This is a genomic window from Streptomyces panaciradicis (assembly GCF_023516615.1).
Classification (GTDB): Bacteria; Actinomycetota; Actinomycetes; order Streptomycetales; family Streptomycetaceae; genus Streptomyces; species Streptomyces panaciradicis.
On record NZ_JAMGBF010000182.1, the window covers coordinates 18,219 to 28,624 of the forward strand.

Annotated in this window: 9 protein-coding genes and 1 pseudogene; 5 read left to right on the forward strand and 5 right to left on the reverse strand. The window is 67.2% G+C overall.

Going from position 1 to position 10,406, the window contains the following annotated elements; all coding sequences use genetic code 11:
• Positions 1–42 precede the first annotated feature (42 nt).
• Together M8J74_RS38955 and M8J74_RS38960 are read right to left on the reverse strand one after the other, a co-directional pair.
• On the reverse strand, positions 43–573 hold the full coding sequence (locus M8J74_RS38955) for a hypothetical protein (RefSeq protein WP_249840963.1): 531 nt from the start codon (positions 571–573) through the stop codon (positions 43–45).
• 438 nt (positions 574–1,011) lie between these two features.
• On the reverse strand, positions 1,012–2,463 hold the full coding sequence (locus tag M8J74_RS38960) for a cellulose binding domain-containing protein (protein WP_372500412.1): 1,452 nt from the start codon (positions 2,461–2,463) through the stop codon (positions 1,012–1,014).
• 560 nt (positions 2,464–3,023) lie between these two features.
• Between M8J74_RS38960 and M8J74_RS38965 the strand changes: the two genes are divergently transcribed.
• The 4 genes and pseudogenes from M8J74_RS38965 to M8J74_RS38980 all read left to right on the forward strand — a co-directional run bounded on the left by M8J74_RS38965 (position 3,024) and on the right by M8J74_RS38980 (position 5,254).
• Entirely contained in the window at positions 3,024–3,842 is an 819-nt protein-coding gene (locus M8J74_RS38965) for a GntR family transcriptional regulator (protein ID WP_249840965.1), read from the forward strand.
• Positions 3,843–4,036: 194 nt separating this feature from the next.
• The gene (locus M8J74_RS38970; protein ID WP_249840966.1) at positions 4,037–4,417 is read left to right on the forward strand and encodes an AQJ64_40280 family protein; all 381 of its coding nucleotides are present in this window, start codon (positions 4,037–4,039) and stop codon (positions 4,415–4,417) included.
• A gap of 163 nt (positions 4,418–4,580) precedes the next feature.
• Positions 4,581–4,817 (forward strand): annotated as a pseudogene (locus M8J74_RS38975) (ATP-binding protein); the annotation flags it as partial.
• A gap of 68 nt (positions 4,818–4,885) precedes the next feature.
• Complete coding sequence (locus M8J74_RS38980) at positions 4,886–5,254, forward strand: hypothetical protein (RefSeq protein WP_249840967.1); 369 nt, start codon at positions 4,886–4,888, stop codon at positions 5,252–5,254.
• Here the strand turns inward: M8J74_RS38980 and M8J74_RS38985 are convergent.
• Positions 5,203–5,901 carry a DUF6183 family protein gene (locus M8J74_RS38985; protein ID WP_308406178.1) on the reverse strand — a complete coding sequence of 233 codons (699 nt, stop codon included), beginning with the start codon at positions 5,899–5,901 and terminating at the stop codon, positions 5,203–5,205. The two genes, M8J74_RS38980 and M8J74_RS38985, sit on opposite strands and share 52 nt — an antisense overlap.
• Positions 5,902–5,936: 35 nt before the next feature.
• Here M8J74_RS38985 and M8J74_RS38990 point away from each other — a divergent pair, with 35 nt between their 5' ends.
• A complete protein-coding gene (locus M8J74_RS38990) occupies positions 5,937–7,058 on the forward strand; it encodes an FAD-dependent oxidoreductase (RefSeq protein WP_249840969.1) in 1,122 nt (373 codons plus the stop codon).
• Between the two features lie 181 nt (positions 7,059–7,239).
• Here M8J74_RS38990 and M8J74_RS38995 read toward each other — a convergent pair whose 3' ends face one another.
• Both M8J74_RS38995 and M8J74_RS39000 read right to left on the reverse strand, forming a co-directional pair.
• Positions 7,240–9,237 (reverse strand): hypothetical protein, encoded by a 1,998-nt coding sequence (locus M8J74_RS38995; RefSeq protein WP_249840973.1) that lies wholly within the window; start codon positions 9,235–9,237, stop codon positions 7,240–7,242.
• Between the two features lie 670 nt (positions 9,238–9,907).
• Positions 9,908–10,141: a hypothetical protein gene (locus M8J74_RS39000; protein WP_249840970.1), complete on the reverse strand. Its 234-nt coding sequence runs from the start codon at positions 10,139–10,141 to the stop codon at positions 9,908–9,910.
• Between the last annotated feature and the right edge of the window lie 265 nt (positions 10,142–10,406).

The following is a 10,406-nucleotide window of genomic DNA, read 5'->3' on the forward strand; positions in this document are numbered from 1 at the left end:
ACTGGTGCCTGATCTGGTGACGGAGGAAAGGGCAGGACGTCGTCACATGTTCCGGCAGGCCCTGGCCTTGAATGCCGCCATGGAAACAGTGATCGCGGACTCGTCGCCGTTGCCCGAGATGCTCGTGTAGCGGACCTTTCCGGGCGCGAGCCGATCCCGGTCGGCCAAGGTGAAGGAGACGCTGCTCGACGACCACGAGTTGTCCTTGGTCCAGCCGTAGAACGCGTGCGTGGTCTTGGTAGTGAGCGGAGCCAGAGATTTGGTCGCACTCCAGCCAGCAGCAGGGGAATCGAGGGCCCAGGAGACCAGACCGGGCCTGAGGGGACGGTCGGCGGTCCATGAGCCGACCGTTTCCGTCTTGTCCACATCGTCGCTGTCCACGTAGAGGAGCGCGCCATCGATGTGATGTCCGCAGACCATCATCACGCCGAGCAGGTGGCCGTCGTCAGTCACGGAGATACCGGCTACGGCGTCTTCGGGGACCGTGCATCCCGAGGTCGAGGCCAGGGCCGCGCCGACCATGACAGCGCCGACGAACCGGCGAAGTACCGGCCGCGAAGCGGTCGACCGCATGACCAGCCCCTCCCCTGACGCACACATGGGCCATGCCCCCGGATCACCGCAGGCGAACGCCGAAGACGCGGCCAAGGTTGATCACCAGATCCACCATAGGATCAGCCGACGGTCGCAGGCCACAGCATAGATCCCACCTACCGGCAGGACTTGTTCGAGACCCGTTCGAGACCCTCATGGACGTCACAGCGGGGCGTTTCACCCGAGTCGGAGCTCGACGGCGGCGCAGAAGTTCGTGCTGAAACTGGTGCAGACCGAGGACCGGGCCCCGGGACGCCGTCCGGCGGTCGGCAATGGCCCATGAAGTGAAGACCGCTTCGCGTCTTCCGAAGCGGCCTCGACCCTCCGCATGGCCCGATCCCTGGGCACACCTCACCCGGTCTGCACCTGCTGTGGACACGCGCCCGCGGCGGAGGGTCCGTCGCGGGCGCCGCTGTCTCAGCTTCCGGGGACGGTGTCCTCGAAGTTGACGCCTGCCGTGCGGTAAGCGTTGATCTTGGCCGCCACCTGGGCCGGGGTCAGGACCTGGTCCTTGATGTGCAGGACGTAGTCGACTTGTTCGTCGTACGACCGGGCGGTGGAGCTGCTCAGGCCGCCGAAGTCGATCAGCCACTGGTTGAAGTTGATCGACATGCCCCGTTCGGGCAGGTAGGCGGCGTCATGGGTGCCGAAGAGCCGGCCGTCGATGTAGTACTTGATGGTGCTGTTGTCGATGGTCAGCAGCAGGTCGTGCCAGCCGGCGTAGCTCTGCCGGGACTCGGTGTGCTGGTTGACCGCCTGCCAGGGGTCGGGGTTGTAGGTCTCCCAGGACGTCGTGTACAGGATGTCGGAGGACTCGCCCCAGCCGCCGTTGGGGAGGTACTCGAAGTCGTACTCCGAGTAGTCGTCAGCCATCGGGGCCTTGAGGTCGTTGATGGTGAAGAACGTCTGGACGAGGTGGTCGCCGTCGGGTCCGGAGACCGGCGCGTCGGCGAAGCGCACCCGAGCGGCGTAGGTGCCGTTCTTGAACTTCATGGCCTTGGTGAGCACTTCGGTCTGCTTGGTGCTCTCCCCGGTGCCCGAGGTCGAAGTCCGCAGGTTCATCACGGAGTTGCCGCCGGAGTCGGAGAAGGTGACGTTCTCCGGGGCCCAGGTGGCGCCCGATACTCCGGGGCCTCCGGAATTGGAGCGGACGTTCCAGCCGTTGGCGGAGATCCTCGGGTCGCTGGAGGTCGTGTAGTTGAAATCGTCGAACAGGCTCTGCCCACCGGTGGGGGGATCGGTCGGTGGATCCGTGGGCGGGTCGGTCGGGTCGTTGCCCTCGGGGGCGGTGCCCCACACGATGCCGCCGGCCAACTGGGCGGTCACTTTGGTCCAGTTGGCGTACGACGTCTGGGAGGCTCCGAAGGAGTAGTCGTCGCTCTGGTTCAGAGTCTGCCAGTCGGCGCGGTAGAACCGCAGTTGCATGTCTCCGGTGTCGGCGCCGGGAGCGAGACTGCCGGCCCCCGAGGTGAACCCGATCTCGAGGTAGCGGTCGGCCGTGGCCGTCGGGTGGGCGAGCGTGCCGAAGGTACCGGTGATGTTGGCGCAGCCCTTCACCGCCCACGAACAGGCGAAGCGGTAACCGGAGCTGCCGGCGTCCGCCTTGAAGTAGTAGCGCACCTTGACATCGGAGAGCTGGACGGCGGCGGAACCGCTGTTCTTGACCTTGAACCAGGGCTCGGCCTGGTCCGCTGTGGTGCCGGACGCGCTGGTGCGGTACTGGACGGTCACGGGCTCTCCGGCCGCCGTGGCCGTACCGGTGAGGGCCGCCAGACCTCCTGCGGCGGTGACCATGGCGACCGCGGTCGCCATGGCTACGCGCACTCTGTTGCGAGCGGACGTGCTGGAGGGAGTAGAGGGGGGATTCATGGTGCTCCTTCCGAATGCGTCTGACGTGCGGCCCGTTGGTGAGGCACAGGCATGACGTGGGACGTCGAGGCGCGAGCCCTGGACGCGCAGGCGGGGTGCGCAGCCTGGCCATGGGGTGCGATCGCTCCCCCATCCATCGGCCGGGATGCACAGGCGGGTCGCCGAGGTTTCCGATACTTCGGTCTTGATCTCCGTCCCTTCGTCTCCGGAGTCACGGGGCAGGTCCGAGCGAAGCTGTGGGCACTGAGGCCGTCAGCAGCGACGGAAGGGGATCCATCTGTAAGCGTGCGGAGCTTCACGGTTCACCCCGGGAGGGAGACACCAAAGGATTTGACCAGTGGGACAACTGGACAGGTGACCTGTTGCTCGCGATGAAGGTGGCATAGACCAATCCGAGCGTCAACCCCTGCTGCACGCAGAGGACTTGGGGAGCAACTAATGGAAGGCCCACTCACTCGATCGGCCGGAGGGATTACACTGCGGTTGACCAGCTGGCACAGTGGTCAACCGCAAGGCCACTGATCAGTGCGGTACACCGACGGCGAGCGAGAGCGGACACCATGAAGGCTGGCGAGTCGGGGGCGGTCCTCAAACGCGAGCGCGTGCGCGATCACATCCTGCAGCTCATCGACGCACTGCACCCCGGGGACTCGATTCCTTCCGAGCGGTCGCTGTGTGCCGAGCTGGACGTGTCGCGGCCAACCCTTCGGGTGGCTGTCGACGAACTCGTCGCGGCGGGGCTGCTCGTGCGGAAACACGGGCGCGGAATGTTCGTCGCACCTGAGAAGGTCACCCAGGAACTCGTCTCCGATTCAGACGGCATGACGCTCCCTCAGGCATCCGGCATCTGGTCCAGTCGCCTGCTGGAGTTCACCACCATCGCCGCCGGCGCCCGTGTAGGCCGCAAGCTCAGCCTCTCCCCCGCCGCAAACGTCGTCTACGCGGCCCGACTGCGGCTCGTCGACGGCTCTCCTATGGCGATCGAACACCTCCACATCCGTGCGGACTTGGTACCGAACCTCACCACGCAGGAACTCGAGGCCGGAGACCTCTACGAGCACCTGCGCGAGCGCCATGGTGTTCGGGTCAGTGACGCCGTACAGACCATCGAGCCGACCGTCGTCAGCCAGGCCGAGGCACAACTCCTCGAGGTGCCGCACCTTTCACCTGCGCTGCTCTTCGAACGACTGACCAACGACGACACGGGTCGGCCTGTGGAATATGTCCACTCCATCTATCGCGGCGACCGCTACCGCATCGTCTCCCGCCTCACGTTGAACGCATCCCCCACGGGCGGGCGGGCGCCCGCGAGGGTCCTCCTCCCGGGCATGGAACCCGGCAACGTCACCCAGTGGGAAGCCGCGTCCACTGACGGCTGATCGACGCATGCGACGTCGATCTGCGCTAGTCCGAGAGGGAGGGCAGCCAGTCGGGAGGCTCCGGCCCGTGTTCGTCCCGGCTCGCTCAACCTGCGCAAGCGCTGGACAGTCCTACCAGATGCCGAGTCGATACAACGGTTCAGCCGCAGGCACATGGACAGAGAACGGGCATCCGAACGCTGACCGGGAGAGGGATGACGAATCCGAACAGCAAGGTCACCTGGATCGACGCACGCGAGAGGCTGCCGCGGGACGGCGTTCCGGTGGCTGTGGCGGTCACAGGCCGGTACCCAGCCGAAAGCCCCGAGTCCGAGGACGCGCTGGGGGAGGCGTTCTGGCTGGTAAGGCCGATGTACTTCACGAATCGGCACTTCAGTGAGGACGGAACGGAACACAGGGACTGCTTCGTCGACTCCGACGGATACGTCCATCGGCCCTACGGTCTTGCCGACGATGACACGGTGACTCACTGGGCCGAGCTGCCCACCCTGCCGGGCATGACGACACACCTCGTTCTCGGGGACGCCGTGCAGCCGGCGCTCCAGAACGCATGGCATGCCCGCACTGACAGCTGACCCACACCCCTTTAGACCGGAAGCGAGCGACGCCGCGTCAGGCGGCCACCGGTTCGATACCCCGCTTCCACGACAGGTGCAGGCAGTTGTCGAAGTCGCAGCCGCATTCGGCGTGCAGATGCGATCGGTTGGAGCCACCAACAGCTCGTTCGCCGGTGCCGGGATCAGCTCCGGCGAGTCCGTCATTCTGTTCGGGCCCCTCGGTGTCGGGAAGACGCACGTCGCTCAGGCCCTCGGCCACCAGGGCGCCAACGTCCGTCCTAACCCGGTCGTCGCCGAGTCACTGCTGGACCGGCTGATCAACTCCAGCAACCAGGTCATCATGAACGGCCCCAGCTATCGGCCCAACAAGCGGCGGAAGGGCCCGACCCAGAAGCCAGGCACACCCTCGAACGGCTGATCCGATGCCCCTCCGCCACTGTCACAGGCCCCCGCTACTCTCACCGCGTCGAGATCAAGGAGGACCAGGTGCTTGAAGGCGTGCTGATCGCGGAAAGTCTGCGGCCCGGAACGGAGTTGACCGGAGTCCCCATGCACATCACCAAGATCGCCAGAGTGGAGGTCAACAACGCGGCGGCCGAGCAGCCGCAGCAGTGGACTCTCCTGGACTTCGCCGCCGAGGAGGCCGACTCCGAGCGTCTAGCTGAGCAGTTGGCTGCATGCCTGGCCCCGACCGGGGGCTGGTATGTCAACTACAACACCACCACGGAGGCGTTTGTGATCTTCGCCGAGAAGATCTTCCGCTATCCGCGTAAGCAGGTAGAGGGCCGTCGGCAGGCGCAGGACTACGCGCGCTCCATCGGCATTCCCGAGCCACAGCTGGACTGGCAGGACTGACCCGTCAGGCCCCGCATCACCAGCGGGGCCCGACCGCTGCTACGGCCACCACCTGGGGAATTACGTGAACACCGGGGGGGAATCGGCTGACCCTCGACAGCGAGGTCGCCCAGGCTTCGATTTTCCGGATTCTCGGCGATCGGCACGCCTCTCAGCACCAATTCCTGGACGAGGCAGCACCGGAGCTCGTCCAGGGCGTCGGCGCTCGAACTGCCCGACGCGAAAGCGAACTTCAGGTTCCGCGGGGCCTGACCGTCGACAAGCAAGGACGCAGCGCACCGAGCCAACATCCCGTTATCCGGTGCCGCAGCGACGAGACGTTCGGCCGACGCAGCATGTTCCTGACCCGGAGTCAGAGCCAACAGGCGCAGAGGACGGTCGAACACACTGCGGTACTGCCAGATCCGAGCGTGGGACGAGCCGTAATGCGTGGCCAGAACAAGGGACGTGGCGGGTGCGGTGTGTCCCAGCATGGGAGGCCCCGGGCCGCTGCGGGGTGGATGCCGGGCTATAGTCGCAGGGTCGCGAAAAACGATGTCTCGCGGGTCCACCCGCCGGGCATCGCGCATACATCGATGCAGATGGTTCTGATCGGTGAGCGTCTCCTGCCGAGAGCGGACATCCCGTCCGCTCACGGCGCTGGCCATCGCCGACGTGGGTCGGCGCTACAGAGGAGCGCACCATGCAGAAGACCATCGCCATCGTCGGAGCGGGACTGGGCGGGCTGACGCTCGCCCGGGTGCTTCAGGCTCACGGCGTCGCCGCGACGATCTACGAGGGTGAGGCCTCGGTGACGACCCGTACGCAGGGCGGCCTGCTCGACATCCACGAAGAGACCGGACAGGTCGCGCTACGCGCAGCTGGTCTGTACGACGAGTTCCTCACTCTCGTCCGCCCGGGCGAGGACGCCAAGCGTGTGGTCGACCGCCACGGCATGATCCTGTTCGACATGCCTGCGAACCCCGCTTCGGCCCGTCCTGAAGTGGATCGCGGCGAACTGAGGCGCCTGCTCATCGACTCGCTGGCGCCCGGGACGATCAGGTGGGGTCACAAGGTCACCTCGGTTCTGCACCGTCCGGAGGGCGGCAACGTCCTCACCTTCGCGGACGGTTCCGCCGTCCGCGCCGACGTCGTCATCGGCGCGGACGGCGCCTGGTCGAAGGTCCGTCCACTGCTCACCCCTGCCCAGCCTGCCTTCAGCGGCACCTGTTTCATCGAGATCGCCCTCACCTCGGGCGGGCAGAACTGCCGGGCGAGCGTGGCCGCGATCGGCAGCGGCACGCTGATGGCGGTCGCGCCGGGCAAAGGCATCATCGCCCATCGCTACGCCGACGGGCACGTGCGCGGATACGTGGCGCTCAACAAGCCCGAGGAGTGGGTCAGGTCGATCGACTTCGGCGACCCGTCCGCGGGCCTCCGGCAACTTGCCGACGAGTTCGACGGCTGGTCGCCGCTGCTCACTGCCTTCGTGACAGAGAGCGACGCCGAGCCGTGGCTCCGTCCCATCTACGCCCTCCCCGTCGGGCTCACATGGGACAGGGTGCCCGGAGCGACGCTCGTCGGCGATGCCGCGCATCTGATGTCGCCCTTTGCCGGCGAGGGCGCGAACCTCGCCATGTACGACGGCGCGGACCTGGCCGGCGAGCTGGTTGAGCAACCCGACATCGAAGTCGCGCTGAGCGCCTACGAAGAGCGGCTGTTCTCGCGCAGTAGCGACGCCGCCGACCGCTCGGCGCGAAACCTGAAAAGCTTCTTCGGCCGGGAAGCCCCGCAGAGCGTAGTCGCTCTGTTCGATCACTCCTGACACCTCAGTCCGGGTTCACGATCACCCGCGGACCCGGCGGAAACGTCTACGGCCATCGCGTGATCACCGGGGGTTGTGTGGACTCCCGAAGATCGTGCGGTGGCCGGAGGCCATGGCGGCGCGTGAGCGCGAACTGACGAGGTATAGCGACCTGGGAACACGCTCGCGGGGTCACGACCGGTCAGTCACAAGCGGCGAACAGCTCTTCGAGCGCGACACGGATGGCTTCGTCCTGGGTGAAACCCCGCCAGCCACCGTTGCTGCGGAGCCGCTGATCACGGGTCGGCACGTCGCGCAGAAGCAGCGCAGCGGGTCGAGCAGCGTGACCGATCTGAGCCAGGTATTGCACAGCGGGGAGCATGACCGGGAGGTAGGTGCCCTTGGCCAGTCCTCGAACGACACTCGTCATGGCCGGGACGCTGGTCTCGGTGTCGCCGGTCGTCGCCCAGAGCGCGTACGCGGCCTCGATACGAGTCCAGGGGTCGCTGTCGGCGGCCATCCGCCGGAGTTGATCCGCGTAGTGAGCGGCGTAGGGGCCAAGGTCAGCGAAAATACGGAGGAAAGGACGCGGAATGCTCCCCTGAGCGGCGGCGTGTCCAAGCGCTTCCAGGACCGGTCCGGGCTCGCCGCTGACCTTCCAGCAGGCCCAGGCTGCGACTTCCGCACCTGCCTCACCGCTGCTTGATCGGGCCGACAGCAGATCTCGTGCCCCGTACCGTGCCGTCCCGGTCCCTGCCGTCCCGATCCCTGCCAACGCGTTGGCCGCCGCTGCCCAGGTCCGATCGTCTTCCAGGAGGCCAAGCAGCTGAGGAACCGCCGCCTTCGCGACGGCACCCCAGGCCTCGAGCACCCGGCACATGCCGTTGAGGGCGTGATCGTCCGTGACAGCGTCGAGCTGCTCGACGATCGCCGGCAGGAGCAGCTCGGCGTAGTCAGGAAGACAGGTCAGGACCTCGGTGAGCGAGGGGAGGACGACATGGTGCAGGCCGGTGGTGACGGGATAGCCGGCGGAGCCGGCGGCGAAGCCCGATCGTGAGCCCCTCGTCAGCTCGATCAGGCCCGGCACGCAGCGCGGATCGTTCATCCGGGCCAGCGCCCACACGGCGGCTTCGGACACGGTCTGCCGTGTCCGGGTGTCCCGCGCGGCGGTGTCGTCGAGCAGGACGGCTACCTTGTCGGCGTGAGCCACGGCGGCCGGGCCGAGGCAGGCCAGTAGTTCGGCCGCGCGGAACCGGACCTCAGTAGCGGGATCGCCCAGCCGGGCGGCGAGAAAGGGAAGGAGGTCGACGCTCACCGAACGCCATTGCGCCAGCAGCCCACCTGCCTGCGCCAGTGCGCCGATCCGCTGGTCGACATCGGGATGGTCCTTCAACAGGCCGAGAGTGAACGTGGGGGACGGCCCGGTGAAGAGCGCAGCCGTCCAGTTGTGGACACCTTGGACGGCGGCATCAACCGAGCTGGTGTGCTGCCACAGTTCGACGCTCGGGTCCCGTACCGCTTCCAGCAGGAGGTCGACTCGTTGTACGGGTAGGTGGGGGGCGGCAGGGGCCAGCGCGTGCACCGCCGCAAGGCGGGTCTGCGCTTCCGGGGCGCCGAGCAGCCCCCGAAGCAGCTCCATGACCTCGGTAGCCTGCCGTCCGGCCGGCTGCCGGTTCACCGCCCTCCCGAGCGCGAGGACCACGTCGAGGCGAGTCGCCGGATCGGTCTCCGCCTGCCAGCACCGCATAAGCGCCGGCAGCAGGAGTTCACCGGAGCTGTCGCATACACCGAGCAGGTGAGCAGCGTCCCGCCGGATTTCCGGGACGGGGTCGGTGAGCAGGAGAAACACCCTCGGCAAAGCGTGTTCCCAGGCCGGCTGCCAGCCAGGGTCAAGGAACCTCTCCGCCACCTGGCCGGCCTCCGCTGCCAGCCTCCACAACAGCTCCAGCACTTCGCGACGGCTGGGGAGCGGGACGGTGGCACTCTCGGCCAGGCGCAACAGAAAGGGCAGCGCGGCCGGTGCCGCCGAGCAGATCCAACCACCCTGGTGGAAAAGGCGATTGAGCAGCTCCAAAGCCGCGTAGACGGCGTCGTCCGGATCCGGTTCGGCGCACCGGCGCAGAAGGTCGGGCACGTCCTCGGCAGATCCGTAGTTGTGGCTCAGCGTCGCCCAGTCAACCGCGTCCAGCCCCTCCCACATGCCCACGACCTTATCGTCCGGTGCAACACGCAGGCGATGGAGAGCCGGAACCATGGCTAACGACGACGCGGCCACCCAACTCCCATTGTTCCGGAGGCGACCTGTGGACGCCGAGCAACAAGCTCCACGGCGGCGCAATGGCCTGACGGCGGAATCAGGGGCACGATCCGCACCAGGCACGCCAAGCGGCGGAGAAGTCGAGGTGCCATCGGAGGCGACGGTCAGCGGGCCATGGCGGGGCGCAGCGCAGGCCCTGGGGTGGAAGGACGTGAAGGAGCTCAGGGCCGTCGGGCCACGCCATGGTGAGGGTGCTCTCGTCGCCGATGAGCGTGAGCTGTCGTAGATCAAGCCCGACCACCGTGACACCGGCACACCGCGCCGCGAGCATCTCGCGCAGCTGAGGGCCGGTCTTCTTGGTGAGAGGGCCCGCCACGGTGCACCACAGGCAGGTGCCCGACACGGCAAGGACTCGAACGGAGAGAATCGCCGACACTCTTCGCCAATCCCCTTCTCGTCGAGGGCAGTGACGCCTTGAGGCGTCGTCAGGACAGGGCGGGGGGACCTGGCGGTGCTCATCGGCAGCCAGCCGGCGTAGGTGTCCCGGCCGGCGGGAGTCCGCCGGGGATACGCGAAAAGCAGCGGTCGAAACACGGGCAACGCCATCGGACCATCAGGACTGTGGGATGGAGGCGAGGAGTCCCAGGACACGGGAGCGCATGGCCGCGGGCGCCTGGATCGGTTGCGACGTGGCCAGTTCCACCACGGCGGCGGCGAGATCCTCGACTTCCTCCCTGCACGCAGGGCAGGCGACAAGATGCAGTTCGAACAGCAGCAGCTCATGTTCGGGGAGAGCATCCAAGGCATAGGCGGCGGTGAGCGTGTGGAGATCGGCATGATCGTTCAAGCACTCGCTCCGAGACAGTTCGGACAGAAGAAACGGAACCCGGCCGAAGCGTGGCCCCTCCGCTCGCTGGAGCGAAGAGGCCATGAAGGTTCAAGGGTCAGTGGGGAGAGGTGGCACGGCGGGGGACGACCCCATACGACATCCCGTCCCCCGCCGGCCTTCCCTTCCCCGTACCGGGCCACCGGGCAGCGACCCACACATGCACCGGTGGTCCGGCGTCTTCGACCGTGCGTCAGCTGGTGGGCATCAGGACCGAGTCGACGAT